Here is a 24,425-nt window from a genome sequence, read left to right as displayed (position 1 = left end):
ACGATCAGGTCGCCAAGCCGGTGCGTGGCGTTGGGCGCGCGTGGATCAGGCACCGCGCCAAAGTAGCTCTCAAGGCAGGAAATGGCAGTCGCTCCTTCGCTCACCTGCCTCTCCAAAGAATCCTTTCTCAGCCTAAACTCAACCCCAAAATCGCCATATGCGATTCCCCTGCCCTCGAGGGGGAGATGTCGCCGAAGGCGACAGAGGGGGTCAGTACGTCCTGGCGCGACGCCATGTGGGACGAAAGAGAAGGTTGGCGCTTCACGCGAGGCGACCCCCTCTGGCCTGGCCATCTCCCCCTCGAGGGGGAGATTACGCCTAGCCGCTTTCGCTCAATCCAGGCCCGAAAGGCCCTCTTCCTCCAGCACCTCGGTGCCGCCGAACCGGAACGGCGCGAAGGAGGCGCGGTGCAGCCGTGCCACTGGCCCGTGCAGATCGATCGCCGTGCGATGGCGCACAGTGGCGTAGCCCATATGCAGCTCGAAGCCGTAACGCGCATGATGGCTGCCGCAGCCGCACATCATGCGGTCGCGCAACACCTTGGCGACGATCGAGGCTGCAGCGATCGACTGCGAGCGCTGGTCGCCCTTGATCAGCGCTTTGCCCTCGCAGGGCAGGCCGGGCGGCACGTCGCGGCCGTCGGCCAGCGCCAGCTTCGGCCGGATTGACAGGCCGGCCACTGCACGGCGCATCGCCTCCAGGCTGGCCTTGAGGATGTTGGAGGCATCGATGCCTTCGGCGCTGACCGAGGCCATCGATACGGCGAGTGCGGAGCCGAGGATTTTCAGGAACAGCGCCTCGCGCTGCAAATGCGTCAGCCGCTTGGAATCATCGAGGCCGTCGGGGATGTTGGCGGGATCGAGCACCACCGCTGCAGCCACCACCGGCCCGGCGAGCGGGCCGCGGCCGGCCTCGTCCATCCCCGCCACCGGCCACAGGCCTTCGGCCATCGCCTTCGTCTCGAACGAGAAGTCGGGTTTCTCGACGATTTCGAAGAGAAGCGGAGAATCGGAACGCGGGCGAGCCATGGTGCGGCGAGGTTCGCATCGGCTCCGATTCTCCGCAAGTCCCCTCCGGGTCGGGCGGGGCACCGGACCAGGAGGGGCTACCGTCTGCAAGCCCGGGGACAGGACAGGCCGGACGGGATTTTTCGCCTGCTGCGGCCGCTTCAAGCGGCTGGCGCGAGACGCTTTGTCACAGCAGCATCAGCTGCTCGGTTGCCTTGGCGGCGGGGACGAACCGGTCGGTCCTCAGCGAGCGCCGCTCGGCATTGAGGCCGAGCCGTTTGGCGGCGATCTCGAAACGGCGGCCGATCTGCCAGGCATAAGGGCCGGAGCCTTTCATGCGCTTGCCCCATTCCGAATCGTAGTCCTTGCCGTCGCGCATCGAACGGATCAGCGACATGACGTGGCGATAGCGGTCGGGATAGTGGCGCAGCAGCCAGTCCTTGAAGATCGGCGCGACCTCCAGCGGCAGGCGCAGCAGCACATAGCCCGCTTCACGCGCGCCCGCTGCCTGCGCCGAATCGAGGATGCGCTCCATTTCCGAGTCGGTCAGTCCGGGGATGATCGGCGCGACCATCACCGAGGCCGGAATGCCGGCGTCCGAAAGCTGCCTGATCGCCTCCAGCCGCTTGGTCGGCGTCGACGCGCGCGGCTCCATCGTTCTGGCCAGCATCCTGTCCAATGTCGTCACCGACAGTGCCACCTTGGCCAGCCCGCGTTCGGCCATGCGTGACAGAATGTCGATGTCGCGTGTCACCAGCGCTGACTTGGTGACGATGCCGACCGGATGCCCGCGCGCCTCCAGCACTTCGAGGATCTCGCGCATGATCCGGTATTGCTTCTCGATCGGCTGGTAGGGATCGGTGTTGGTGCCGATGGCGATGGTGCGCGGCTGGTAATTATCCCTGGACAATTCCTTGTCGAGCAGCCGCGCCGCATCCGGCTTGGCAAACAGCTTCGATTCGAAATCCAGCCCCGGCGACAGGCCCATGAAGCTGTGCGTCGGCCGCGCGAAGCAATAGACGCAGCCATGTTCGCAGCCGCGATAGGGATTGATCGAGCGGTCGAAGGAGATGTCGGGCGATTCGTTGCGGGTGATGATGGTGCGCGGCTTCTCGACCTGTACCTCGGTCTTGAAGGGCGGCAGCTCCTCCAGCGAATTCCAGCCGTCGTCGAACACATGCCGGCTGACCGGCTCGAAACGGCCGGACGGATTGATGCCCGCCGACCTGCCGCGATTGCGGTCTGGGCGGACGCGCATGCCGCTCTGCTCGATCATCGCATTCGCCATCTCGGCCCTGCCAGCGCCGAAGGCGGCAATGTCGGCACGCACGATCTGTTCCATTTTGGCCCTTTCCCAGGGACTGTCCGCCCGCTGTCGAATCGCTCTGCTCATGAATGTATTCCTATCGCACCGAGTGGAACAAAGCAAGAACTTTCTCGCGGCGTGCCGCAAAAACTGGCGCTGCCCACCGCTTTCCGCTATTCGGCTAAACATGCTCAGCGTCCTGATCGAAACCCTGAATGACGAGGAGGGCCTCGCCCGCACGCTCGCCTCGCTGATCGGCGGCGCGGTCGAAGGCGTGGTGCGCGACGTTCTCGTCTGCGACACCGGCTCGACCGATCAGACGCACCGCGTCGCCGAACATGCCGGCTGCCACTATGTCAGCGGCGGCATCGCCGCCGGCATCAGGCAGGCCAAGGGCGACTGGCTGCTTTTGCTGGAACCGGGAGCGCGGCTGGGGGAGGGCTGGATCGACGAGGTCGTCGCCCATACGGCCAGGCAAACCATGGCGGCGCGATTTTCACGGGCACGCGGCAGCCGCGCGCCGTTCCTGTCGCGGGTCTTTGCCGGAAATCGCGCTCTCGCCGAAGGCTTGGTGATCAGCAAGCGTCAGGCCGCCGCGCTGTCTAAGAGCGCCCGCAGCGCCGAAGCGATCGCCCGCGGCCTGGCGACAAGAAGGCTCCACGCCGAGATCTGGGTGGCGCCGCGGAAGTGACGGCTTACCATCCCGGCCTAGGAAACGCCGCCCAAGCAAATTTTCTGGCGGGTTGTCGTTTATTGTGCATTGCACAAAATCTGGCCGGGGGTTACCATTCCCAGCGATACGGGCGAATGGGTTTGGGGTGTGCCGGAGCGGCGACGACGACTATCGTCGATGCTGTTCCCTCGACATTTGAGGACCCCGATGACCCTTTCAAGCCCTGACAAGTCCGGCGCTGCAAGCCTCGAGGCGATCGCACGCAACGGCGGTACGCTGCGCCGCATCGCCGCCCGCATTCCGACCTATCTTTCCGACCTTCGCGAGAATCCGGCATGGCTGCCGATGTTCATGCTGGCGCGCACCATGCCGGCGCGGCGGCTGCACTGGCGCGGTGCGAAGCCGGTTCGGCCGGCGCGCAATGTCAGTGAAACGATGTTCGCCGGCGTCGATCGCGATGCCGTCGTCGGCGCGCTGCGGACGGAGGGGCTCTATTCGGGCCTGACGCTGCCAGCCGCCATCCATGAGGAGATCGCCCGCTTCGCCGAGCACACGCCATGCTTCGGCAATTTCGACCGCCGGCTGGAATTCCTGCCCGAAAAACACGCCGATGCAGAAAAGCATTTCGGCCGCCCGCTGCTCAGCGGCCACTATTTCGAGCGGGTCCTCGACTGCAACGCTGCGGTCGCCGTGCAGCGCGATCCGCTACTCCTCGACATCGCAGCGCACTATCTCGGCAGCCAGGCCAAGCTGATCACCACCCGCGTCTGGTGGAGCTTTCCGACCGGTGGCGTCTCGGACGCCGACAAGAACATGGCTTCGCTCGGCAAATACCATTTCGACCTCGACGACTGGCGCATGCTGAAGTTCTTTTTCTACCTGGTGCCGGTCGACAACGACACCGGGCCGCATGTCTATGTCCGCGGCTCCCACAACCGCCGCATCCTGAAGCATCAGCTGACGCTTCTGGTCGGCCATTCGGCGGAAGAGGTGCTGGGCGTCTATGGCGAGCAGAGCCCGGTCACGCTGACGGGGCAGGCCGGTCTCGGCTTTGTCGAGGATCCGTTCGGCTTCCATATGGGTACCGTGCCGACGCGCACGCCACGACTGATGATGGAAGTCGGCTTCGGCGTCTCGCCGCCGTCGCGCCGGCGGTTTCACGGCGAGCCGGTCATTCGCTGAGGCGGGATCGCCCGGCTGATACCTCGCTCCGTCTCAGCCGCGCCGCAAATGCTCGTCCAGGCGCGGCATGATCTCGACGAAGTTGCAGGGCATGTGCCGATAGTCGAGCTGCGGCTTCAAAATGCCGTCCCAGGCGTCCTTGCAGGCGCCGGGCGAACCCGGCAACACGAAGACGAAGGTGGCGTTGACGACGCCGCCGGTTGCCCGGCTCTGGATCGTCGAAGTGCCGATCTTGTCGTAGGAGATGCGGTGGAACACTTCGGAAAAGCCGTCCATGCGCTTTTCGAAGATCGGCTCCAGCGCCTCCGGCGTCACGTCGCGGCCGGTGAAGCCGGTGCCGCCGGTGGTGATGACGACATCGATCGCATCGTCCTTCGACCAGCCCAAAACCTTGTCGCGGATCTTGTCGCGGTCGTCGGTGACGATGTCACGAGCGGCGAGGATGTGGCCGGCCTCGGTGATGCGGTCGGCCAGGGTCTGCCCGGATTTGTCGTCGGCGAGGCTGCGCGTATCTGAAACGGTCAGTACCGCGATGCGTACGGGAACGAAGGGGCGGCTCTCGTCAATCCTGGCCATGCGCCTCAGCCTCCGATGTCATGCTTCGCGTCGCGGCGACAAACCAGTCGGGATGGCGGCTGCGGATATCGACGGCCGCGCGCTTGGCCACATTGCCGGTCTCGAACAGCCCGAAACAGGTGGCGCCGGAACCAGACATTCTGGCAAAACCGGCTCCAGCCTTGTTCAGCACAGAAAGCGCCTTGCCGATGGCGGGCTGGATTGCACGCGCCGCAGGCTCGAGATCGTTGCGGGTGATCTCCAGCCAGTTGCGGATACTGTGGAAGTCGAGGCTGCGCGGCAGCGGCGGCAGTCCCGCATTGTCGCGGCGGCCAAGCGCCTCGAACACGTCGGCCGTCGAGACGGCAGTTCCTGGATTGACGAGCACCAGACCCAGCGCCGGGAAACCCGGCACGAGCGTCAGCTCGTCGCCGATGCCGCGGGCTATCAGCGGCTTGGCTGCGAGGCACATCGGCACGTCGGCGCCAAGCGACAGGCCGATCCGCGCCAGTTCGGCATCGCCGATGTCGAGCCTCCAGGCCTGGACCAGAGCACGCAGCACAGCCGCCGCGTCGCTTGACCCGCCGCCGACGCCGGACGCGACCGGCAGGTTCTTTTCGAGCCTGATGGCGACAGCCGGCGCATGCTGGGGACCGGCCTCGCGACGCAGCGCGTCGCGCGCTTTCGCCACCAGATTATTGTCGTCGGCCGGTACCGCGGAGGCGTATTTGCCGGACACGGAAAACCCGTCGCTGTCGGCAAGTTCCGTCTCGATGCGGTCGCCGAAGCGCGTGAACACAGCCAGGCTTTCGATCGTGTGATAACCGTCGGCGCGCCGGCCGGTGACGTGCAGCGCGAGATTTATCTTGGCGTGCGCATGCGATGCCCGGATGCTGGTCTCGGAATCCACTGGCTCGGCCGCGAGGGAGACGACGGTCAATCCTTGGCCAGACGGTATTCGCCGGTCTTCGGATCCTTGACCAGCGTTCCCATCGTACCGTTGGCGGCTTGCTTTTCGGTACGCCGCACCTTGGCGGTCACCCGCTCGGCTTCCCTGACGAAGGAGCGGTAGCCGAAATAGGCGGCAATGCCGACGACGGCGAAGAAGATGATCTGCGGCATGTCAAACTCTCCCTCGCAAGGCCGGCAAGACGGCCGGTCGGGTCGGTTGATGATTTATGCTAGACGCTTTCACCGGCTTTTCAAAGCCCGAAGCGCGCCCACAGCGCGCGCTCTTCCGCCGCATCGATGACGCCGCTTGCCGCGGCGGCGGCAATATCGGGCGCCGAAAAACTCGAGCCGAACAGGCCGAAGCGGCCGAACAGGCCGCGCGGCGCGGTGATCAGCTTGAGCTGGGTCTTCGGCCCGAAACGGCTTTTCAGCACGCTGCGCATGTCGCCGAGGGCATCGACCAGCCCGAGCTCGAGCCCCTTCTTGGCCGTCCAGAACAGGCCGGTGAACAGGTCGGGATCGTCCTTGAGCTTGCTGCCGCGCCTATCCTTGACGAGATCGATGAAGGTCTCGTGGACCTCGAGCTGCAGCGCCTTCAGGCGCTCGACGTCTTCCTTCTTTTCCGGTTTGAACGGGTCGAGCACCGCCTTGTTCTGGCCGGCGGTGTGGACGCGGCGCTCGACGCCGATCTTCTTCAACAGCTCCGGAAAGCCGAACGAGGCCGACACCACGCCGATCGAGCCGACGATGGAGGACGGGTCGGCAAAGATCTCGTCGCCGGCGACCGCGATCATGTAGCCGCCCGATGCCGCCACGTCCTCGACGAAGACCAGGACCTTCTTGTTTTTCTCCGTTGCCAGGTCGCGGATGCGCCTGAAAATCAGCCGCGACTGCACCGGCGAGCCGCCTGGCGAATTGATCGAGATGGCGACCGCCGGCGCGTCGAAGGAAAACAGCTTTTCGAGAAGGCCGGCAGTCGACGCCAGCGACAGGCTCGGCCGGAACTGGCCGCCGCCGGGCATGATGGTGCCGTGCAGCCGGATGACCGGAATGGTGACGACGTTCGAGCGCCAGGATTTCGGCAGCAGGCGATTGAAAAGACGTTTCACGAGGGGGCTGTCTCCGGTCGATTTGCTTGAGGCATGTAGGAATTCGCCGGCCAACGGCAATGCCGTCACCCCGGCAATCAAAATGGATCAGTATCCGAACAGCGACGCCAACCCGTTATTGATCAGCTCTGCCCGTTCCGAGGGGCCATTGCCTGAATAGGCATGCAGCATCAGCGGCGGCCGGATCGACAGCTTGCCGCGTGCGCCGAGTGCTGCCCGGACGACGATGCGGATCGCTGCCGCTTCGGGGCGAGGATGGACGGCCAGCATCTCGGCATCGCCGAAGCGGCCGGCAATGGCATCGAGGATGGCGCCGAGCTGTTCCGGCCGGGCAATGACGGCCAGCCCGCCGCCCGGCCTGACCACCGCCGCCGCGCTGCGGATCCAGCTGTCGAACAGCCCGTCCTCCGCGACATGCGCGGCCTTTCTCAGCGGATCGGGCGTCGCGCGATCCTCGGCGGCATTGAACGGCGGGTTCATGATGACGAAATCGAAGCTGTTATCCTCGAGGCCGGCGGCCATTCGCGCCCGGCCCGACAGCGCGACATCGGCGACGAGCACCGAGGCGCGGTCGCTGAGATGCGCGTTGCCGGGATGGGCAAGCGTGGTTGTGGCGAAGGCCGCCATTTCCGGAGAACGCTCGACGAGCACTGCCTCGGCACCGGGGCAGCGCGACAGTACCGCCAGGCCGGCGGCACCGGCACCCGCGCCAAAGTCTGCAAGCCGCCCGGCGAACGAGGACGGCACGGCAGCCGCCAGCATCATCGCATCCATGCCGGCGCGGTGGCCTGCCTTTCTCGGCTGCACCAGCCAGAAGCGACCGCGATGGAAGGCATCGACCGTATGAGCCGGCATGTCCGGGACAAGGGCAGCGGGCGACGCGGACATTATTTTTGGCGGATCTCGTTGGCGATGCCGGCATCCGTCAGGATGCGCCGCGCCGCATCGGCCTTGTCGGCGTCCACCATGACACGGCGGGGCAGAATGCCGATCGAGCCGTCGAGCACGCTCATGTTCTGGTCGGCGACGAAAAAGCCGATGCCGGCATCGCGCATCAGCGATTCGACAAAGGAAATGATGACGGCGTCGTTGGTGCGGATGAGCTCTATCATCGAATGAAACTCGCAGTTTGCGGCGTTGATGTAAACGTGGACGTGATTATGTACCAGAGCCGCCGCGCCAATTCGCCTCTTGCCGCACCGGTGGCTGCCGCCCTAGAGTCTGTCCAGGGACCATGTTGCCGTCGTGCATATCGAGGTTGGGAGTTTTGCCGTGGGTGTCGTTCTCAACATTGAAAACGGGAAGCGGGAAGCCGCCTCGATCAAGGACCTTATCGACCTGACCGCCGCCGACATGGGGCGCGTCAATGAACTGATCCTGTCGAAGGCCGGCTCCGACGTCGAGATGATCCCGGAGATTGCCAACCACTTGATCTCGTCCGGCGGCAAACGGCTGCGGCCGATGCTGACGCTCGCCGCCGCCCAGATGTTCGGCTATTCCGGTGACGGCCACGTCAAGCTCGCCACCTCGGTCGAATTCATGCACACCGCGACACTTCTCCACGACGACGTTGTCGACGAAAGCGGCATGCGGCGCGGCAAGAAGACGGCGCGCATGATCTGGGGTAACCAGGCCAGTGTTTTGGTCGGCGATTTCCTGCTCGGCCAGGCCTTTCGCATGATGGTCGATGTCGGCTCGCTGGAAGCGCTCGACATCCTGTCGAGTGCGGCTTCGGTCATCGCCGAAGGCGAGGTGATGCAGCTCGCCGCCGCCAAAAACCTCGAGACCACCGAGGATGAGCATTTCGCCGTGATCAAGGCCAAGACCGCGGCGCTGTTTTCGGCCGCCGCCGAGGTCGGCCCGGTCATCGCCCAGGCGACGCGCAATGATCGCGCAGCACTCCGCTCCTACGGCATGAATCTCGGCCTTGCCTTCCAACTGATCGATGATGCGCTGGATTACGGCGGCACCAGCAAGGACCTCGGCAAGAATGTCGGCGACGATTTCCGCGAGGGCAAGGTGACGCTGCCGGTGATCCTCGCCTATCGGCGCGGCACAAAGGCCGAGCGCAGCTTCTGGAAACGCGCCATCGAGGACAATGCCGCCGACGATGCCGGACTGGAGAAGGCCGTCGGCCTGATGCTCCGCCACGGCGCAATTGCCGACACCATCGGACGCGCCCGCCACTTCGGCGAGATCGCCCGCGACGCACTGGCGCCGCTCGAGGCGACGCCGCAGAAATCGGCGCTGATCGACGTCATCGATTTCTGCATCAGCCGGGTGAACTGAGAGGCGTCGGCGCCCGCGCCTGTTCTCATCGCGCCTTTGCCGGAAGAACCATTGCTGCGAGCAGGCTGACGACGATGCCCGCCGCCGCGAGCCAGAAGGCGACCTGGATGCCGTCGGCGACGGCAATTTTCAAGGCATTGCCGGACAATTCGCCGATTTGGCTGTTCGCAATCGCAATCAGCACGGCCATGCCGACGGCATTGCCGACATTGAGTGTCGTCGAAGCCATCCCCGAGGCGACGCCTTGCTGATCATGCGCAACGCCGGAAGCGGCGGCAATCCACATTGCTGTCCAGACGATGCCTTGTCCGACGCCGGAGACGATCAGGCCGGGTACGAGGGACAGATAGCTGCTCTCCGCGGTCGCGCCTGATACCATCAATGCTGTGCCTACCGCGCCGACGATCATGCCGCCGACCAGCGTGCTGCGCGTCGAAAAGCGCGTCGCCAGACGCTCGCCGGCTTGCGTGCCGGTGGCGATGGCGACCGACGGCACGAGAAAGGCGAGGCCCGTCTGCAAGGCGGTGAAGCCGTGCACGTTCTGCAACAGCACGGTGAGGAAGTAGGGCAGCGCTCCGAAAGTGGCCATGTAGAGGAAGGTGATCGTCATGCCGGCGACGAGGCTGCGGTTGTGGAACAGGCGCAGCGGCATCAGCGGATCGGCGCTCTTCGCCTCGATCATCGTGAAAGCGATCAGGAAGAATGCCGCCAGTGCTGCACTGACGATGATTGCGGTCGATCCCCAGCCATATTCGGGCCCCTGAACCAGTGTGAAGACAAGCAAGGTCGCGCCGGCGGTGACGGTCAGCGCGCCCGGCAGATCGAAGCTGCGGTGCTCGTGCGGCTTCGGATCGCGCGGAATGATGGCGAAAGCCGCGATGATGGCGATCCCGGCCAAAAGCACGTTGACGTAGAAGACCGACGGCCAGCCGAAGGCGCTGGTCAGAAACCCGCCGGCAAGCGAACCGAGCGTCAGGCCGCTGGCGCCTGCGCCACCCCAGACGGCGAGCGCCCGGTTGCGTTCCGGTCCTTCGGCGAACAGACGGTTGATCAGCGACAGCGTCGCCGGAAACAGGAAGGCGCCGCCGATGCCTTGCACGGCGCGGGCCGCAATGATGATTTGCGGCGACCATGCGAGGCCGCCGACCAGGGACGAGAGCGCGTAGAGCCAGAGCGCGAAGATGAAGACGCGGCGCTGGCCGATCAGGTCGGCGGCCCGGCCGCCGAACAGTAGGAAGCCGCCGGTGAACACGGTATAGGCGCTGACCACCCATTGCAGGGTCTGGCCTGAAAATCCGAGGCCGGCGCCGATCTCCGGCAACGCCACGAAGACGATGTTGAGGTCGAGCGCGATGATGAGCTGCGCGAAGGCGAGCAGCGCCAGCGTTGCGCCGCGCTTCGCGCTGGTTGTTCCTTGCGCTGCCATCGCCCCGAGCGGCGCGCCTTGATCGAGTGAACTCATGCCGGTCTCCTTGTCGACAATTATTTAATGATCGACAAAGAATTGAGATTTGCAATCCGAAGTCAAGCGGATTATTTGTTGATCGACAAAAATTGGAGACCGCCATGGCAGGCAGGCCAAGGGAATTCGACCGCGACCAGGCGCTTGAGAAAGCCCGCGACGCCTTTTGGAGACGCGGCTACGAGGGCACCTCGATGGCCGATCTCGTATCGGCGCTTGGCCTCGCATCGGCGCGCATCTATGCCGCCTTCGGCTCGAAGGAGGACCTGTTTCGCGAAGCGGTGGCGCTTTACGAAGCCAATGAGGGCGGCTTCGCCACGCGCGCGCTGCAGGAAGAACCAAACGTCCGGCGCGTCATCGAGCGCATGCTTCGCGACGCCGTCGAAATCTATACGCGGCCGGGGCGGCCGCAGGGCTGCATGGTGGTGACGGCCGCGACCAATTGCGCCGTCGAAAATGACGCCGTGCTGCAATGGCTGGCGGAGCACCGGCTGGCACGTACCGCATCGATCGTCGAGCGATTGAAAAAGGCCGTGCGCGATGGCGAATTGAAGCCGGCCACCGACGCCGCGGCGTTGGGCGATTATTATGCCACGCTGATGCACGGCCTTTCGGTGCAGGCACGCGACGGCATTCCGAAAAAACGGCTGCACGATCTTGTCACCGTCGCCATGCAGGCGCTCGACGCAAGGCTTTCGCAAACGTCCTGAGTTCCGGGCCGTGACGCCTCACTTACCGGCTTGTTCGGCGGCCCTTCTGGGATTGACCTCCGGCGTCGGCGGCGGCGAACGCTGCTTCGTAGATACGATCGAGATGGCGAAGGCTTCTTCGTCGCGCGGCACTTCCAGCATCGGCGCCCCCATGGCTGGCGAAGCAAGAATTGAAATCTCATCCTGCCACGCAAAGTTGCATGGCGGAAGCTTTCAACCGATGGCGCTTATGGATCGCTTACGGCATCGGGCAAATAGCGACGCGCAGGCAGCGCCAAAGCGGACGCCACGCGGTCAAGGGTCGCAGTTCAGGCCCTTTCGGCATGGTTTATTAATTGCTTGACCCGATTGTGAATTCGGGCCGGGTTGAAGCACGACCCCAAAAAGGCCATGCTTTACCTGTAAAGATAGAGTCTACGGCGATCCCGCTGACGCGGAGATGGCGTTTGGCTGAAAGGGATATGATGCGGCAAGGATATGCGCGCTGGCTGACGGGGCTGGCAATCGCGACGGGCATGGCGATCTCGGCTCTGCCGGTCCATGCCAAACAGACCGCAGAGCCGGTCAGGATCACATCCTTCTCGGGGGCCTATCTCGCCGCCCGGATTGCCGAAGGCGACAACGACCTCGACAGCGCCGTCTCCTACTACAAGCAGGCGCTTGCCTTCGATCCGAACGATACGGGACTGCAGCAGAGCCTGATGCTGTCGCTGATCGCACAGGGGCGCTTCGATGAGTCCCTGGTCTACGCCGACAAGCTCAAGGCGGTTCCCGATGTCGAGCGCTTCTCGCGCCTGGCGCTGGCCATCGATTCCTTCCACAAGAAGGATTTCTCCAAGGCCGAATACTGGCTCAAGCTGTCGCTCGAATCCGATCTCGACCGGCTGATTTCCGGCGTCATGACCGGCTGGGCCAAGCAGGGTGCGGGTGACGCCGGCGAGGCCATGGCTTCCATCGACAAGCTGCAGGGCCCCGACTGGTTCGGCCTGTTCAAGTCCTTCCACCGTGCCTTGATTGCCGACGCCTCCGGCCTGCCCGACAGGGCGGATGCGCTCTACACCGCCACCCTGCAGGACACGGCCGCCGGCGGTGCCGCCCCCGAAACATGGATGCGCAACGCGCAGGCCTACGCCTCTTTCCTCGCCCGTAAGGGCGACAAGGCCAAGGCGCTGTCGGTGCTCGACCAGGCCGAGACATTTGCGCCCGGCAAGGTCGAGATTGCAGCCCTTCGCGACAAGATCAACAAGGGCGAAAGGATCCAACCCTTCGCTGCCGGCCCGTCGGACGGCGCCTCGGAAATCCTGCTCGATCTCGCCACCGCGCTCAACCGCGGCGGCGGCGAGCCGTTCGTGCGGCTTTATCTGCAATATGCGCTGGCGCTGCGGCCCGACAATGACGCGGCGCTCGTTCAGCTTGCCGCCGTTGCCGAGCAGTTGAAGGACGGCGAGGGCGCCATCGCGCTCTATCGCCGCATTCCCGCCGGTTCGCCGCTGAAGGAGCTTTCGGACCTGCAGCTCGGCCTCAACCTTGCCGATCTCGACCGCAACGACGAGGCGATCACCCACCTCAAGGCCATCGTCGATGCGCATCCCGACGACATGCGCGCCTATCTGGCGCTCGGCGGGGTCTATTCCTCGAAGGAGGATTTCCGCTCCGCCGCCAATCTTTATGACAAGGCGGTCGAGGTGCTGAAGACGCCGACCGCCGTCAACTGGAACATCTTCTACCAGCGCGGCATCGCCTATGAGCGGCTGAAGGAATGGCCGAAGGCCGAGCCGAATTTCCGCAAGGCGCTGGAGCTCTACCCCGACCAGCCGCAGGTTTTGAACTATCTCGGCTATTCCTGGGTCGACAAGGACATGAACCTCAAGGAAGGCCTCGCGATGATCCAGAAGGCCGTCGACCTGAGGCCGAGCGACGGCTACATCGTCGATTCGCTGGGCTGGGCCTATTATCGCCTTGGCCTGTTCGACGACGCTGTGCGCGAAATGGAACGCGCCGTTTCGTTGAAGCCGGAGGATCCGGTGCTCAACGATCACCTCGGCGACGCCTACTGGCGCGTTGGCCGCAAGCTGGAAGCCACCTTCCAGTGGAACCAGGCCCGCGACCTGAAGCCGGACCCGGACGTGCTTGCCGCCTTGCAGCAAAAGCTGATGAAGGGCCTGCCGCCGATCGAATCCAACACGGCGCAGGAAACCCCGAACGTAAAGCCCGAGCCGGCGCCCGCCCCGAAGGGGTGACCCCATCGCCTTGACGGTCGCGGAGCGGCACTCTACGAGGTGCCGCATCCCGCCGGAGGCCGCCGTGACCGTTGACATCCCTGCCCACACGCATCCCAGCCGCTCGTTCCAGGGGCTGATCCTGACCTTGCATAATTATTGGGCGGACTATGGCTGCGTCGTCCTCCAGCCTTACGACATGGAAGTCGGCGCCGGTACCTTTCATCCGGCAACGACATTGCGCGCGCTCGGCCCAAAACGCTGGAACGCGGCCTATGTCCAGCCCTCGCGCCGCCCCAAGGACGGCCGCTATGGCGAAAATCCGAACCGGCTGCAGCATTATTACCAATACCAGGTGATCCTGAAGCCCAATCCGCCCAATTTGCAGGAGCTTTACCTCGGCTCGCTGGCCGCGATCGGCATCGATCCGCTGCTGCACGACATCCGCTTCGTCGAGGACGACTGGGAAAGCCCGACACTGGGCGCCTGGGGACTGGGCTGGGAGTGCTGGTGCGACGGCATGGAGGTGTCGCAGTTCACCTATTTCCAGCAGGTCTGCGGCATCGAATGCGCGCCGGTGGCGGGTGAGCTCACTTACGGGCTGGAACGGCTGGCCATGTATGTGCAGGGCGTCGACAATGTCTACGACCTCAACTTCAACGGCCGCGAAGGCGCCGACAAGGTGACCTATGGCGACGTCTTCCTGCAGGCCGAGCAGGAATATTCGCGCCACAATTTCGAATTCGCCAACACGGTGATGCTGCTCAGGCATTTCGAAGACGCCGAGGCCGAGTGCAAGGCGCTGCTACAAGCCGGCGCGCCGGCGTCGAACGACAATCTGGCGATGCACAGGATGGTATTCCCCGCCTACGACCAGTGCATCAAGGCCAGCCATGTCTTCAACCTGCTCGACGCACGCGGCGTCATTTCCGTCACCGAGCGCCAGAGCTACATCTTGCGGGTGCGCAATCTGGCCAAAGCCTGCGGCGAGGCGTTTCTGCTGACGCAGGCGGGTGGAATGGCGGCTTAGCTCCAGGCGATTTCGACAGGGGCGCTGATTGGCAACGTGCCTTGGCCGCTTGCTCCGGCTATTGTCCGCAGCGCCTGCCGGACGCCGGGCATCGAGAAGGCACCGTGCACCTGCGCTGTAAAACAGGCGCTGAGCGCGAGGATCTGCAGGAATGTCGATGCCGTTTTCATGGTCGTTCAGCAATAGCTCTCTGCCTGAGCGTTGGTCGCTTCAGCGCTGCGTTCGGTTCATGGAAATCTTTGATCCAAGGACGGGCGGACCGGCGCGTGTCCGACAGGAGGCTGAATTTTTTCGGAAATCGCCGCTGGACGCCTTGATCGTGCTGGCCCGATCTTGCTGGGAAGGGTGACAGCAGCCGACCGAGTTGCTATGCCCCGCTTACCTCCGCCTCGATGGGGGAGGACGCCGCGAAGCGGCGGCTGTTTTTTGTCGCGTGAGCTCTTTCAATGCCTGACCTGCTTCTAGAACTTCGTTCCGAAGAAATCCCCGCTCGCATGCAGCGCAAGGCGGCCGGCGATCTCAGGAAGCTTTTGACCGACGGTCTGGTCGAAGCCGGGCTGACCTATGAGGCGGCGCGCGAATATTGGACGCCGCGTCGGTTGGCGCTCGACATCCGCGGCCTGACCGCCCGCTCGAAGGACATCAGCGAGGAGATCAAGGGCCCCTCGACCAAGGCGCCCGAGCAGGCGGTGCAAGGTTTTCTGCGCAAGGCCGGCCTTGCCTCGATTGCCGAGGCGCATGTCCATTCCGATCCGAAGAAGGGCGACTTCTATGTCGCCCATATTTCCAGGCCGGGCAGGTCGGCGGAGCAGATCATCGCCGAGCTGGTGCCGGGCATCATCCGCAACTTCCCCTGGCCGAAATCGATGCGCTGGGGGCCGGCGTCGGCCAAGCCCGGGTCGCTGCGCTGGGTGCGGCCGCTGCAATCGATCCTGTGCACCTTCGGCCCGGAAACCGAGGAGCCGGTGGTGGTCGATTTCGAGATCGACGGTATCCGCTCAGGCAACGTCACCTACGGCCACCGTTTTCATGCGCCGGGCGCCATCACGGTGCGCCGCTTTGACGATTACGTCGCCAAGCTTGAAGCGGCCAAGGTCGTGCTCGATGCCGACCGACGCAAGGAGATCATTCTTGCCGATGCCAGGAACCTCGCCTTCGCCAGCGGGCTCGACCTCGTCGAGGACGAGGGGCTGCTGGAGGAAGTGTCGGGCCTGGTCGAATGGCCCGTCGTGCTGATGGGCGAATTCGAGCAGGATTTCCTGGCCATTCCGGCCGAGGTGATCCGGCTCACCATCCGCGCCAACCAGAAGTGTTTTGTGACGCGGCCGCATGGCGCGGGCGAAGAGCTCTCCAACCGCTTCATCCTGACCGCCAATGTCGAGGCCAAGGATGGCGGCAAGGAGATCGCCCATGGCAACGGCAAGGTCGTGCGCGCCCGCCTGTCCGACGCGCTCTATTTCTGGAAGACCGACCAGGGCGACCTGCCGGATCTCGACCAGTTGCAGGCATCGGCGGAAAAGTTCGGGCTTGACCTCAACAAGCCGCTCGACCAGCGCATGGCCCGCCTCGACCATCTCAATGTGACGTTTCATGCCAAGCTCGGCACGCAGGGCGAGCGGGTGGAGCGGATTGCGCGCTTGGCCGAAGAACTGGCACCAATCGTGGTGCGCGCAATCTCCCCCCTTGAGGGGGAGATGGCCGGCAGGCCAGAGGGGGTCGCTTCGCGTGAAGCGCCGGCATCCTCGGTCCACAAGAGAGAGTCGCGTCAGGACGCACCGATCCCCTCTGTCGCCTTCGGCGACATCTCCCCCTCAAGGGGGGAGATTACCGCGCTGGCGCGTCGCGCTGCCGTCCTCGCCAAGGCCGATCTCACCACCGAGGTGGTTGGCGAATTCCCGGAACTGCAGGGCGCCATGGGTCGCAAATACGCCCTGCTGCAACGCGAGCATCCGTCGGTCGCCGCTGCGATCGAGGAGCACTACAAGCCGCAGGGGCCGTCAGATCGCGTGCCGACTGATCCGGTATCGATCGCCGTGGCGCTCGCCGACAAGCTCGATACGCTGGTCGGGTTCTGGGCGATCGACGAAAAACCGACCGGATCAAAGGACCCCTATGCGCTGCGGAGAGCGGCGCTGGGGGTAACGAGGATACTGATTGAGAACGGGATTAGGTTGTCCCTGAAATCTGTGGCCAATATCGCGTCCGAAGATATTGCAGGTCACATACGCGATCCCAAACTCGACCGACAGTTCGAAATTGCTGCGGAGCTAGAGCAGCAACTCGGAGGAGATTCGCTTACCGATCTCGTCATCGAACGCGATTCCGCAATCTCAAACAACACCTTTGAACGTTCCGGAGAAAGGCAGCAGCGAGAGATCAACAACCTCCTCTCCTTCTTCCACGATCGCCTCAAAGTCTATCTCCGCGACCAGGGTGCGCGGCACGATCTAATCGACGCGGTGCTGGCGACGGGTTCGCGCCCGATCTCCCCCCTCGTGGGGGAGATGTCGGCGCAGCCGACAGAGGGGGGCGCTGTCCCGCCGGCCTCTCGGCGCGAGGCGCCCCCCTCTGCCCTGCCGGGCATCTCACCCACAAGGGGGGAGATTGGCCAAAACGACGACCTGCTGCAAATCGTCCGCCGCGTCGAAGCGCTTGGTTCCTTCCTCGACAGTGAGGACGGCAAGAACCTGCTTGCCGGCACCAAGCGTGCGGCCAACATCGTCGCTGCTGAAGAGAAGAAGGCGACGGCGATCGCAAGCAGCGTTGAGCCGGCTCTGTTCCGGGAGGACGCGGAGAAAGCCTTGTTTGCGGCGGTGAATCAGGCCGAGAGGCAAGCCGGCGAAGCAATTCAAAACGAAGACTTTTCCGCCGCCATGCTGGCGCTTAGCGTGTTGCGCGAGCCGGTTGATTCATTCTTTGAGAAAGTCCTCGTAAACGACGAGGACCAGGCGGTGCGCGCCAATCGCCTGGCATTGCTCGCCCGCATCCGCGCGGCGACCGACCGGGTCGCGGATTTCTCCAAGATAGCCGGCTGACATCCGCGAAAAAATCATCGCTTACCGGCCATTCGAGCCGGCTTACAGTCATATGCCGATGATCTCCGCGTGGCAAAAGGGACATGTTCCCAACCCACGGAGGCTTCCATGAATTCCGCTCACGACATCGAAGTGACAGAAGAGACCGAGACGCTTGAACCCACCTCCGAAACGACGCTCGACGAGGCCGCTGCCGTTGTGGTCGAGGCTGCCGATCTGTCGGACGATGAGGACGGCGACGATGAAGACACCGACGAGGAAGCTGCTGAAGACGATAAGTCAGCTACCCTCTCCGACGACGATGGCGACGACGACGAAGATGACGAGGAAGACGACGACAGCGTGAAGGCCGAAAGCGCCGCCGGCGAAAAAGACGCTGACGACGAAGAAGAATCAGACGACGCCGACGATACGGACGAAGAAGAAGCAGCCTGAGATTTCAGGCGCTTTACGCCGCTTCAGTCCATGAACCAAGGCGGCGCTCTCGCGCCGCCTGGATTCCGGCGCTACTTCAGGCACTATTTAGGCTGGTCGGGAGCGGCTAGCGGCGCAGGCTGCGGCGCTGCCGGCTCAGGGGTTTTGCTGGCGACCTTTGGATCGGCCTTGCTGTTCGCGGCGGGCGCGGCAGCGGTGGCCGGCGCGGCTTTGGGCGCAGGCGTTGCAAAGGCATCGCCGACGATACCGCCGCGAATGATCATCGGACTTCCGTCGAAGCCACGACTCGGCTGGCTCGGGATTGCCGCGACCTTTTCATCGGTGACGTTTTCATTGACGTCAGGCAACTTCTCGCCGAGCGCGACGATCGACCGTGTTTTCGCCCGTTCGAGCGCGCTGGCACTTACAACCGAAGGCGTCGCCGTCGTTTGCCCGAGAAAAACCAGCGATGAGGCCTGTGCCGTGCTGGCCATAACCGCCAGACCAAGCGCTCCAAGGATACGCATCGAAAGCATGATAATTCCCCTTGCCCAACAAGACGGCACCGTAGCCGAGGGCAGTTGATGCCGGCTTGCGGGGAAACATAGCATTTTAGCGATTTGCGATTCGCCAATGCCTGGGCTTGCTCGCCCGGCGTCGCCGTATTAGGCACCCGCATCCGTGAGGTGACGACAGTGGCTGAAATTCGTGCCGTCGGCGAGGCGATGGAAAGGGCGTTGGCGCTGCTCGAAAGCGGCGACGTCGTCGCCATACCGACCGAGACCGTCTATGGCCTGGCCGGCGACGCGACCAACGGCGTTGCCGTGGCTCGTATCTTCGAAGCCAAGGGTCGCCCGCGCTTCAACCCGCTGATCGCCCATATAGCCGATCCGACGATGGCCGAGCGCATCGCGCTGTTCGATCCGCTGTCGGAAAGATTGGCGCAGGCATTCTGGCCGGGACCGCTGACGCTGGTTCTCCCGCAGCGGCCCGGCAACGGCATTCATCCGCTGGTCACCGCCGGTCTGGACACCATCGCGCTGCGCATGCCGAAAGGCTTTGGCGGCGAGCTGATCGCCAGGTTCGGCCGCGCGCTTGCGGCGCCCAGCGCCAATTCCTCGGGCAGGATCAGCGCCACCACGGCCGAGGCCGTGGCCGCCGACCTCGGTCCCCGGATCAAGCTCATCGTCGATGGCGGCGCGACGCGGGTCGGGCTGGAATCGACGATCCTCAAGGTCGAAGCCGGAAAGCTGCGGCTGCTGCGACCGGGCGGCATTGCCGCCGAAGAGATCGAAGCAGTGGCCGGGACAAAGTTGCTGCGCGGCGCTTCGGGCATCGAGGCGCCCGGCATGCTCGCCTCGCATTACGCTCCGGGTGCGGCGGTGCGGCTCAATGCCGGCAAGGTCGCCACAGGCGAAGCCTTGCTGGCCTTCGGCCGCCGCCGTGCCGAGGGCTGGCGCGATGCAGCCGCACTGCGCAATTTGTCGGAGACCGGCGACCTGCGCGAGGCAGCAAGCAATCTCTTCGCTCATCTGCAGGATCTCGATGGCAGCGGCGCCAAAACCATCGCCGTCGAGCCGATCCCGTTCGAAGGGCTGGGCGAGGCGATCAACGACAGGCTTTCGCGCGCCGCCGCCCCGCGTGACAAGATCGCCCCTCGTGACAAGATGGATTGAGCACCATAGTTTCCACCCATGAACGACATTTCCCCCGACCTCGATCCTGCCGTCATCGCGCGCTTTGTGACAATCGTCGGCGACAAATATGCGCTGCGCGACCAGCAGGACATCACGCCTTACCTCGCCGAGCGGCGCGGACTTTGGCACGGCAGGACGGCGCTGGTGCTGAGGCCGGGGACCGTCGAGGAGGTCAGCCGCATCATGCGGCTGGCGAGCGAAACGGGCACGCCGATTGTACCGCAAAGCGGCAACACCGGGCTGGTCGGCGCCCAGGTGCCGGACGCGTCCGGCCGCGAGATCGTGCTGTCGCTGTCGCGGCTAAACCGCATCCGTGAGATCGATACCCTGTCCAACACGGTGACGGTCGAAACCGGCGTCATCCTGCAGACGCTGCAGGAAGCGGCCGATGCCGCCGACCGGCTGTTTCCGCTGTCGCTTGCCGCGCAAGGCTCCTGCCAGATCGGCGGCAATCTCTCTTCCAACGCCGGTGGCACCGGCGTGCTTGCCTACGGCAATGCGCGCGAACTCTGCCTCGGCGTCGAAGTGGTGCTGCCGACCGGCGAAGTGTTCGACGATCTGCGCAAGCTGAAGAAGGACAATACCGGTTATGATCTGAAGGACCTGTTCGTCGGCGCCGAGGGTACGCTCGGCATCATCACCGCCGCCGTGCTCAAGCTTTTCCCCAAGCCCAAGGGGCGCGAGGTGGCGTTTGCCGGCCTGTCATCGCCGGAGGCGGCACTGTCGCTGTTCAGCCTCGCGATGGACCGTGCAGGGGCAGCGCTCACCGCCTTCGAGCTGATCGGCCAGAGGCCTTACGACTTCACGCTTGCCCACGCACAAGGCGTAGTGCGGCCGCTGGCCGGCGATTGGCCGTGGTATGTGCTGATGCAGATCTCGTCGGGCCGCTCGGCCGAGGATGCACGGGCGCTGATCGAAGAGGTGCTGGAGGCAGGCCTCGAGCAAGGGATCGTTGGCGATGCGGTGATCGCGTCAAGCATCACCCAGGGCGATGCGTTCTGGAATTTCCGCGAAGTGCTGCCCGAGGCGCAGAGACCCGAAGGTGCCTCGATCAAGCACGACATCTCGGTGCCGGTGGCGTCGATCCCGCCCTTCATCGAAAAGGCCGCCGGCGCCGTGCAATCGGTCAGTCCCGGCGCACGCGTCGTCTGCTTCGGCCACATGGGCGACGGCAATCTGCACTACAACATTTCCCGGCCGGTCGACGGTGACGACGAGGCGTTTCTCGGCCTTTACCACGTCATGAACAAGGCCGTGCACGACGTCGTGCGCTCGTTTCATGGCTCGATCTCGGCCGAGCACGGCATCGGCCAGTTGAAGCGGGACGAATTGATCGCGACGGCGCCGCCGATGGCGATCGAGCTGATGCGCAGGGTGAAGGCCGCTTTCGATCCCGCCGGCATCATGAATCCCGGTAAGGTTATCTGATCCTTTCGCCGGCCCGCGCCGGTTCGTACTCCGATAACCATCCGCCTCGGATCAGCAAAATTTAACCGACTTTCTTAAGCGCGAGGATAAGAAGCTCGCGCTAATGTTTCTCCACAACGAGGCTGGGAAAACCGGCCCGGAGATCCGGAAACACCGGCTCTCAGGAGAAACAGGAAAGGCACGATATGAACACTGGACTGAAGCCAGTCTGGGCCGGGCGCAATATGCGCCTCGACCCATTCCGCCTGCCGCAGGTGGTGAGCTACGCCACGCGCGACGACTATGGCGACGTTACCTTCACCATCGATCAGCGCGGCGCGGTTATCCGCCGCACGCTGGAGATCAGCGGCGTGCCGGCGATCATCGCTCTGCCCGCCAACGCGTTTCGCGGCGTCGCCGCGCGCGCGATGGAGGATCCGGATGGCAATGTCACAGTGACGCTTGAGCTTCTGCACAACGACCCGATGCTGTCGGTGCCGCTGCTGGTCGCCGACGATCTAGACGACGTCGCCGCCGACTGGCGCGCCTGGGCCGACGCCTACCGTCTGCCGATGCTGCTGATCGAGGCCGACGGCATTGCCCGCACGCTGGAAGAATCGCTCGGCGCCGCCATCAAGGCGCTGCCGGCGCAGGACCGCCGCAAGGGTCGCGTCTCGACCATGCGCCGCCCGCGCTTCCTCGCCCGCCGCCGCGCCGGCGACCTCGGCCTCAGGCTGGTCATCGGCGGCGAGGAGCTTATTTCGCGGGAATAGGCCTGAGCGCCTCTTCCTTCTCCCCCTGTGGGAGAAGGTGGCCGAGCGGAGCTCGGTCGGATGAGGGGTGTTCCAGGGACCGCCAACGCCTCATTTCTTCCAACACCCCTCAACCGTCTTGGCGCTACGCGCCAATCCACCTTCTCCCACAGGGGGAGAAGGGAAAAGGCTCCTAAACCAGCGGCTTCAGCGCCACCCAAACCGCGCCGCCGATCAGGCCGAGGAAGATCAGCCAGCCGACCTGGTTGTTCGATCTGAACAGCCTCAGGCACTGGTCCGGATCGTCGATGTCGAGCACGCCGATCTGCCGCGCCAGATGGGCGCCGGCGGCAATCAGCCCGGCGAGCGCCGGCACCGGTGCCTGCGCCGAGGCGAAAGCAATGGCGAAGCAGACCAGCGCTCCGCCATAAAGTCCGGCAAGCCAGGCCTTGGTGTTGTCGCCGAACAGGCGCGCCGTCGAGCGCACGCCGACGATGGCGTCGTCCTCCTTGTCCTGATGCGCATAGATCGTGTCATAGCCGATCACCCACAGGATCGAGCCGATATAGAGCATGATTGCCGGCCCATCGAGATCGCCGAACTCGACCGCCCATCCCATCAGCGCCCCCCAGGAAAAGGCAAGACCGAGAACCAGTTGCGGCCAATTGGTGTACCGCTTCATGAACGGGTAGATGGCGACGATGACCAGCGAGCCGATGCCGAGCAAGATGGCAAAGCTGTTGAACTGCAAAAGCACGGCGAGGCCGACCAGTGCCTGCAAGACAACAAACATCCAGGCCTGCCGGCGCGTAACCTTGCCGGCCGGCAGCGGCCGCGAGCGTGTGCGTTCCACCTGGTTGTCGATGTCCTCGTCGACCAGGTCGTTGTAGGTGCAGCCGGCGCCACGCATGGCGAACGCGCCAAGAAAAAACAGCAGCAGATACCACGGCGACGGCAGCAGCGAGAGCAGCGGGTCCGTCGGACGCGGATAGGCGCTCGCGGCAAGTGCAGCCGACCACCAGCATGGCCACAGCAGCAATTGCCAGCCGATCGGCCGGTCCCATCGGGCAAGCTGCGCATAGGGCCACAACCCCCGCGGCAGCGCGCGATAGACCCAGTGGCCGCTCGGCGCATCGGCGACGCGGCCCTGGGCCGCTTTCGACTGGACGGTTTCCATTTTGCTGGAGTGGCAGCAGAGGCGAATGCCGTCAAGCGTCAAGCAGGCCGGATCCGCTCGCGGCGCGGAATCGCCGCCGCGGACAGCCAAATGTCTTGACCCGCCGCCCGGGGCGCAATAGCGCAGTCCTGATCGGAACGGGCAAGGAATCCAGGCATGCGTGTTTTGCTGATCGGCTCCGGCGGACGAGAACATGCGTTGGCCTGGAAGATGGCGGCGTCGCCGCTGCTGACCAAACTCTACGCGGCGCCCGGCAATCCGGGCATCGGCGGCGAAGCCGAACTGGTGAGGCTCGATGTTTCGGATCATGCAGCGGTGGTCCGGTTTTGCCGCGAGAAAGAAATAGACCTCGTCGTGGTCGGCCCGGAAGGGCCGCTGGTCGCCGGCATTGCCGACGACCTTCGCGCCGAGGGCATCCGCGTCTTCGGCCCGTCAAAGGCAGCGGCCCGGCTGGAAGGCTCGAAGGGGTTCACCAAGGACCTCTGCGCCAAATACGGCATCCCGACCGCCGCCTATGGCCGCTTCGGCGATCTGGCTTCGGCCAAGGCCTATGTCGAGAGAATGGGTGCGCCGATCGTCATCAAGGCCGACGGCCTCGCTGCCGGCAAGGGCGTCACCGTCGCCATGACGCTTGACGAGGCGCTGGCCGCGCTCGACGCCTGTTTCGACGGCTCCTTCGGCCAGGCCGGCGCCGAAGTGGTGGTCGAGGAGTTTCTCAGCGGCGAAGAGGCAAGCTTCTTCTGCCTTTGCGACGGCATCACCGCGCTGCCCTTCGGCACCGCGCAGGATCATAAGCGCCTCAGTGACGGCGACACCGGCCCCAACACCGGCGGCATGGGCGCCTATTCGCCGGCGCCGGTGATGACGCCGGAGATGATCGACCGAACCATGCGCGAGATCGTCGAGCCGACCATGCGCGGCATGGCTGAAACAGGCGCGCCGTTTTCCGGCGTGCTGTTCGCCGGGCTGATGATATCAGACAGCGGGCCGAAGCTGATCGAATACAACAACCGTTTCGGCGACCCGGAATGCCAGGTGCTGATGATGCGGCTGAAGGACGATCTCCTGGTCCTGCTCAACGCCGCCGCCGACGGCCAGCTGGCGCACACCTCGGTGCGCTGGCGCGACGAGGCGGCGCTCACCGTGGTGATGGCAGCCAGGGGTTATCCCGGCACGCCGGAAAAGGGCTCGGTCATTCGCGGCGTCGAGGCGGCGGCAGGTGAGGGCGTCGAGATTTTTCACGCCGGCACCGCAATCAACGGCGGCGCACTCGTCGCCAATGGCGGTCGCGTGCTCAACGTCACGGCGACCGGCCGCACCGTCGGCGAGGCGCAGAAGAAGGCTTACGCCGCGCTCGACCGGATCGACTGGCCGCAAGGCTTTTGCCGCCGCGACATTGGCTGGCTGGCGGTGGCGCGCGAGCAGGCGAACTGACGCTTCAGGCGGCCCT

Annotated in this window: 25 protein-coding genes; 12 read left to right on the top strand and 13 right to left on the bottom strand. The window is 64.6% G+C overall.

The window, feature by feature from the left end; all coding sequences use genetic code 11:
* Positions 1 to 332: 332 nt before the first annotated feature.
* The gene (gene rnhB, locus NKI22_RS18740) at positions 333 to 1,028 is read right to left on the bottom strand and encodes a ribonuclease HII (RefSeq protein ID WP_352483735.1); all 696 of its coding nucleotides are present in this window, start codon (positions 1,026 to 1,028) and stop codon (positions 333 to 335) included.
* Positions 1,029 to 1,194: 166 nt separating this feature from the next.
* Complete coding sequence (locus NKI22_RS18735) at positions 1,195 to 2,349, bottom strand: PA0069 family radical SAM protein (protein WP_352483734.1); 1,155 nt, start codon at positions 2,347 to 2,349, stop codon at positions 1,195 to 1,197.
* Between the two features lie 151 nt (positions 2,350 to 2,500).
* Here NKI22_RS18735 and NKI22_RS18730 point away from each other — a divergent pair, with 151 nt between their 5' ends.
* The gene (locus NKI22_RS18730; RefSeq protein ID WP_023716858.1) at positions 2,501 to 3,004 is read left to right on the top strand and encodes a glycosyltransferase; all 504 of its coding nucleotides are present in this window, start codon (positions 2,501 to 2,503) and stop codon (positions 3,002 to 3,004) included.
* Positions 3,005 to 3,193: 189 nt separating this feature from the next.
* Positions 3,194 to 4,168 (top strand): phytanoyl-CoA dioxygenase family protein, encoded by a 975-nt coding sequence (locus NKI22_RS18725; protein WP_023716859.1) that lies wholly within the window; start codon positions 3,194 to 3,196, stop codon positions 4,166 to 4,168.
* 33 nt (positions 4,169 to 4,201) lie between these two features.
* Here the strand turns inward: NKI22_RS18725 and moaB are convergent, their stop codons facing one another.
* From moaB to NKI22_RS18695, 6 genes are all read right to left on the bottom strand, one after another.
* Complete coding sequence (moaB, locus tag NKI22_RS18720; RefSeq protein WP_023716860.1) at positions 4,202 to 4,744, bottom strand: molybdenum cofactor biosynthesis protein B; 543 nt, start codon at positions 4,742 to 4,744, stop codon at positions 4,202 to 4,204.
* Positions 4,731 to 5,633 (bottom strand): 4-(cytidine 5'-diphospho)-2-C-methyl-D-erythritol kinase, encoded by a 903-nt coding sequence (locus NKI22_RS18715; RefSeq protein ID WP_352814490.1) that lies wholly within the window; start codon positions 5,631 to 5,633, stop codon positions 4,731 to 4,733. Before NKI22_RS18715 ends, moaB begins: the two co-directional genes overlap by 14 nt.
* A gap of 26 nt (positions 5,634 to 5,659) precedes the next feature.
* Positions 5,660 to 5,845 (bottom strand): membrane protein, encoded by a 186-nt coding sequence (locus NKI22_RS18710; protein WP_023674078.1) that lies wholly within the window; start codon positions 5,843 to 5,845, stop codon positions 5,660 to 5,662.
* 80 nt (positions 5,846 to 5,925) lie between these two features.
* Positions 5,926 to 6,783 carry a S49 family peptidase gene (locus NKI22_RS18705; protein ID WP_023716862.1) on the bottom strand — a complete coding sequence of 286 codons (858 nt, stop codon included), beginning with the start codon at positions 6,781 to 6,783 and terminating at the stop codon, positions 5,926 to 5,928.
* Between the two features lie 87 nt (positions 6,784 to 6,870).
* Positions 6,871 to 7,671, bottom strand: coding sequence for a tRNA1(Val) (adenine(37)-N6)-methyltransferase (locus NKI22_RS18700; RefSeq protein WP_352958677.1), 801 nt, complete (start codon positions 7,669 to 7,671; stop codon positions 6,871 to 6,873).
* Positions 7,671 to 7,895, bottom strand: coding sequence for a putative signal transducing protein (locus NKI22_RS18695; protein ID WP_023716864.1), 225 nt, complete (start codon positions 7,893 to 7,895; stop codon positions 7,671 to 7,673). Before NKI22_RS18695 ends, NKI22_RS18700 begins: the two co-directional genes overlap by 1 nt.
* A gap of 160 nt (positions 7,896 to 8,055) precedes the next feature.
* Between NKI22_RS18695 and NKI22_RS18690 the strand changes: the two genes are divergently transcribed.
* Positions 8,056 to 9,072 (top strand): polyprenyl synthetase family protein, encoded by a 1,017-nt coding sequence (locus NKI22_RS18690; RefSeq protein ID WP_023716865.1) that lies wholly within the window; start codon positions 8,056 to 8,058, stop codon positions 9,070 to 9,072.
* Between the two features lie 25 nt (positions 9,073 to 9,097).
* Here the strand turns inward: NKI22_RS18690 and NKI22_RS18685 are convergent, their stop codons facing one another.
* Positions 9,098 to 10,534: an MFS transporter gene (locus NKI22_RS18685; protein ID WP_198030447.1), complete on the bottom strand. Its 1,437-nt coding sequence runs from the start codon at positions 10,532 to 10,534 to the stop codon at positions 9,098 to 9,100.
* Between the two features lie 104 nt (positions 10,535 to 10,638).
* Here NKI22_RS18685 and NKI22_RS18680 point away from each other — a divergent pair, with 104 nt between their 5' ends.
* On the top strand, positions 10,639 to 11,244 hold the full coding sequence (locus NKI22_RS18680) for a TetR/AcrR family transcriptional regulator (RefSeq protein ID WP_023716867.1): 606 nt from the start codon (positions 10,639 to 10,641) through the stop codon (positions 11,242 to 11,244).
* A gap of 18 nt (positions 11,245 to 11,262) precedes the next feature.
* On the opposite strand, the gene NKI22_RS18675 is transcribed toward NKI22_RS18680, so the two are convergent.
* Positions 11,263 to 11,385 carry a hypothetical protein gene (locus tag NKI22_RS18675; protein WP_352483732.1) on the bottom strand — a complete coding sequence of 41 codons (123 nt, stop codon included), beginning with the start codon at positions 11,383 to 11,385 and terminating at the stop codon, positions 11,263 to 11,265.
* Between the two features lie 323 nt (positions 11,386 to 11,708).
* Between NKI22_RS18675 and NKI22_RS18670 the strand changes: the two genes are divergently transcribed.
* Together NKI22_RS18670 and NKI22_RS18665 are read left to right on the top strand one after the other, a co-directional pair.
* Positions 11,709 to 13,484 carry a tetratricopeptide repeat protein gene (locus NKI22_RS18670; RefSeq protein WP_352914290.1) on the top strand — a complete coding sequence of 592 codons (1,776 nt, stop codon included), beginning with the start codon at positions 11,709 to 11,711 and terminating at the stop codon, positions 13,482 to 13,484.
* A gap of 64 nt (positions 13,485 to 13,548) precedes the next feature.
* Positions 13,549 to 14,493 carry a glycine--tRNA ligase subunit alpha gene (locus NKI22_RS18665; protein WP_023716870.1) on the top strand — a complete coding sequence of 315 codons (945 nt, stop codon included), beginning with the start codon at positions 13,549 to 13,551 and terminating at the stop codon, positions 14,491 to 14,493.
* Here NKI22_RS18665 and NKI22_RS18660 read toward each other — a convergent pair.
* On the bottom strand, positions 14,490 to 14,663 hold the full coding sequence (locus NKI22_RS18660; RefSeq protein ID WP_023716871.1) for a hypothetical protein: 174 nt from the start codon (positions 14,661 to 14,663) through the stop codon (positions 14,490 to 14,492). The two genes, NKI22_RS18665 and NKI22_RS18660, sit on opposite strands and share 4 nt — an antisense overlap.
* Positions 14,664 to 14,939: 276 nt before the next feature.
* On the opposite strand from NKI22_RS18660, the gene glyS reads away from it, so the two are divergent.
* Positions 14,940 to 17,528, top strand: a complete 2,589-nt coding sequence (gene glyS, locus NKI22_RS18655; protein WP_352914280.1) for a glycine--tRNA ligase subunit beta — start codon at positions 14,940 to 14,942, stop codon at positions 17,526 to 17,528.
* Positions 17,529 to 17,636: 108 nt separating this feature from the next.
* A complete protein-coding gene (locus NKI22_RS18650; RefSeq protein WP_352914277.1) occupies positions 17,637 to 17,963 on the top strand; it encodes a hypothetical protein in 327 nt (108 codons plus the stop codon).
* An 83-nt stretch (positions 17,964 to 18,046) separates the two neighbouring features.
* Here the strand turns inward: NKI22_RS18650 and NKI22_RS18645 are convergent, their stop codons facing one another.
* The gene (locus NKI22_RS18645) at positions 18,047 to 18,478 is read right to left on the bottom strand and encodes a hypothetical protein (RefSeq protein WP_023716873.1); all 432 of its coding nucleotides are present in this window, start codon (positions 18,476 to 18,478) and stop codon (positions 18,047 to 18,049) included.
* 159 nt (positions 18,479 to 18,637) lie between these two features.
* Between NKI22_RS18645 and NKI22_RS18640 the strand changes: the two genes are divergently transcribed.
* The 3 genes from NKI22_RS18640 (at position 18,638) to NKI22_RS18630 (ending at position 21,819) form a co-directional block, all read left to right on the top strand.
* The gene (locus NKI22_RS18640) at positions 18,638 to 19,618 is read left to right on the top strand and encodes an L-threonylcarbamoyladenylate synthase (RefSeq protein ID WP_352958674.1); all 981 of its coding nucleotides are present in this window, start codon (positions 18,638 to 18,640) and stop codon (positions 19,616 to 19,618) included.
* Between the two features lie 18 nt (positions 19,619 to 19,636).
* A complete protein-coding gene (locus NKI22_RS18635) occupies positions 19,637 to 21,067 on the top strand; it encodes an FAD-binding oxidoreductase (protein WP_352483728.1) in 1,431 nt (476 codons plus the stop codon).
* A gap of 185 nt (positions 21,068 to 21,252) precedes the next feature.
* Complete coding sequence (locus NKI22_RS18630) at positions 21,253 to 21,819, top strand: DUF6101 family protein (protein ID WP_352483727.1); 567 nt, start codon at positions 21,253 to 21,255, stop codon at positions 21,817 to 21,819.
* Positions 21,820 to 21,991: 172 nt separating this feature from the next.
* Here the strand turns inward: NKI22_RS18630 and ubiA are convergent, their stop codons facing one another.
* On the bottom strand, positions 21,992 to 22,975 hold the full coding sequence (ubiA, locus tag NKI22_RS18625) for a 4-hydroxybenzoate octaprenyltransferase (RefSeq protein WP_352814488.1): 984 nt from the start codon (positions 22,973 to 22,975) through the stop codon (positions 21,992 to 21,994).
* Between the two features lie 156 nt (positions 22,976 to 23,131).
* On the opposite strand from ubiA, the gene purD reads away from it, so the two are divergent.
* Complete coding sequence (gene purD / locus NKI22_RS18620; protein ID WP_352483726.1) at positions 23,132 to 24,409, top strand: phosphoribosylamine--glycine ligase; 1,278 nt, start codon at positions 23,132 to 23,134, stop codon at positions 24,407 to 24,409.
* The last annotated feature ends 16 nt before the right edge of the window (positions 24,410 to 24,425 follow it).

The organism is Mesorhizobium sp. M0778 (assembly GCF_040320105.1).
In the GTDB taxonomy this organism is placed as follows: domain Bacteria; phylum Pseudomonadota; class Alphaproteobacteria; order Rhizobiales; family Rhizobiaceae; genus Mesorhizobium.
Note: the sequence above shows the minus strand (reverse complement) of the source record. Positions and strands in the feature narration are given on the sequence as shown.

Excerpts from the sequence above, each read along its gene's own strand:
- NKI22_RS18725 (WP_023716859.1), top strand. The coding sequence starts at position 3,194 with ATGACCCTTTCAAGCCCTGACAAGTCCGGCGCTGCAAGCCTCGAGGCG.
- NKI22_RS18630 (WP_352483727.1), top strand. The coding sequence starts at position 21,253 with ATGAACACTGGACTGAAGCCAGTCTGGGCCGGGCGCAATATGCGCCTC.
- NKI22_RS18735 (WP_352483734.1), bottom strand. The coding sequence starts at position 2,349 with ATGGAACAGATCGTGCGTGCCGACATTGCCGCCTTCGGCGCTGGCAGG.
- ubiA (WP_352814488.1), bottom strand. The coding sequence starts at position 22,975 with ATGGAAACCGTCCAGTCGAAAGCGGCCCAGGGCCGCGTCGCCGATGCG.
- NKI22_RS18700 (WP_352958677.1), bottom strand. The coding sequence starts at position 7,671 with ATGTCCGCGTCGCCCGCTGCCCTTGTCCCGGACATGCCGGCTCATACG.
- NKI22_RS18650 (WP_352914277.1), top strand. The coding sequence starts at position 17,637 with ATGAATTCCGCTCACGACATCGAAGTGACAGAAGAGACCGAGACGCTT.
- NKI22_RS18675 (WP_352483732.1), bottom strand. The coding sequence starts at position 11,385 with ATGCTGGAAGTGCCGCGCGACGAAGAAGCCTTCGCCATCTCGATCGTA.
- NKI22_RS18635 (WP_352483728.1), top strand. The coding sequence starts at position 19,637 with ATGAACGACATTTCCCCCGACCTCGATCCTGCCGTCATCGCGCGCTTT.
- rnhB (WP_352483735.1), bottom strand. The coding sequence starts at position 1,028 with ATGGCTCGCCCGCGTTCCGATTCTCCGCTTCTCTTCGAAATCGTCGAG.
- NKI22_RS18645 (WP_023716873.1), bottom strand. The coding sequence starts at position 18,478 with ATGCTTTCGATGCGTATCCTTGGAGCGCTTGGTCTGGCGGTTATGGCC.
- NKI22_RS18685 (WP_198030447.1), bottom strand. The coding sequence starts at position 10,534 with ATGAGTTCACTCGATCAAGGCGCGCCGCTCGGGGCGATGGCAGCGCAA.
- NKI22_RS18660 (WP_023716871.1), bottom strand. The coding sequence starts at position 14,663 with ATGAAAACGGCATCGACATTCCTGCAGATCCTCGCGCTCAGCGCCTGT.
- NKI22_RS18710 (WP_023674078.1), bottom strand. The coding sequence starts at position 5,845 with ATGCCGCAGATCATCTTCTTCGCCGTCGTCGGCATTGCCGCCTATTTC.
- NKI22_RS18695 (WP_023716864.1), bottom strand. The coding sequence starts at position 7,895 with ATGATAGAGCTCATCCGCACCAACGACGCCGTCATCATTTCCTTTGTC.
- NKI22_RS18670 (WP_352914290.1), top strand. The coding sequence starts at position 11,709 with ATGCGGCAAGGATATGCGCGCTGGCTGACGGGGCTGGCAATCGCGACG.
- NKI22_RS18730 (WP_023716858.1), top strand. The coding sequence starts at position 2,501 with ATGCTCAGCGTCCTGATCGAAACCCTGAATGACGAGGAGGGCCTCGCC.
- moaB (WP_023716860.1), bottom strand. The coding sequence starts at position 4,744 with ATGGCCAGGATTGACGAGAGCCGCCCCTTCGTTCCCGTACGCATCGCG.
- purD (WP_352483726.1), top strand. The coding sequence starts at position 23,132 with ATGCGTGTTTTGCTGATCGGCTCCGGCGGACGAGAACATGCGTTGGCC.
- NKI22_RS18680 (WP_023716867.1), top strand. The coding sequence starts at position 10,639 with ATGGCAGGCAGGCCAAGGGAATTCGACCGCGACCAGGCGCTTGAGAAA.
- glyS (WP_352914280.1), top strand. The coding sequence starts at position 14,940 with ATGCCTGACCTGCTTCTAGAACTTCGTTCCGAAGAAATCCCCGCTCGC.